Origin of the sequence: Parendozoicomonas verongulae, assembly GCF_009711465.1 — a bacterium.
Classification (GTDB): domain Bacteria; phylum Pseudomonadota; class Gammaproteobacteria; order Pseudomonadales; family Endozoicomonadaceae; genus Sansalvadorimonas; species Sansalvadorimonas verongulae.
Genome location: NZ_SMME01000375.1, coordinates 1 through 677, shown reverse-complemented (window position 1 = coordinate 677; position 677 = coordinate 1). Strand labels below are relative to the sequence as shown.

Genomic DNA, 677 nt, shown 5'->3' with positions numbered 1-677 from the left:
ATGTACAATGCCGCAGAGGGTATAGACTACAGCCACTTCAAGGCCGCAGTGAAGAACAGTCACTACCAGAGCCAACTCTTGAATGTGTGGGCTGAGGTTCAGGGCCTATACAAGGCTGAGTCCGATGAGCTGGCGGAGCTGAACGCGATTTGCGCCAGCCTTGATGCCGAATACCTTAAACAAACTAGGCATTGATCATTACGAAACCTTTAGAGTGTCGTGTAGCTATCTCTAATTCAATTCCGGTATAGTTTAAAACTACTGATCCTGCGCAACGACCAGTGCGGTAGCGTGCTTGTCTATTTTTCATACCTGAGCAAATAGGCGACTTCTTATCAGAAAACTTACAAATATAGTAACTATTCAGCACCCCTGAAAAAGCAGTGTCTAGAGCAAAGTCCCACAACTGAAGGATTTGCGCATTACAAGACGCTCACTTCATATTCTTTATTGGCTCCCCAAAATAGCAATTTCACGCTTTTTCCCGCTATTTTGGCTTGAAGAGCCTCATTTGCTAAAAAATGGAACTGGTGTTTGGTTACCTTCTGCATGAGTCATGGTAGGCACTTTCGAAAATGTTGATCTTTCATAGAGGGTGCTGAATAGTTACCAAATATAAATCTTTGATATTATGAAGAATTACGTTAATAAGTACCCTGACAACTGCTTTCACGGGC

General features: G+C 43.0%; 1 protein-coding gene. It reads left to right on the top strand.

Going from position 1 to position 677, the window contains the following annotated elements:
• On the top strand, window positions 1–195 hold a 195-nt coding region (locus E1189_RS22380), incomplete at its 5' end, for a hypothetical protein (protein WP_196220877.1).
• Window positions 196–677: the final 482 nt, after the last annotated feature.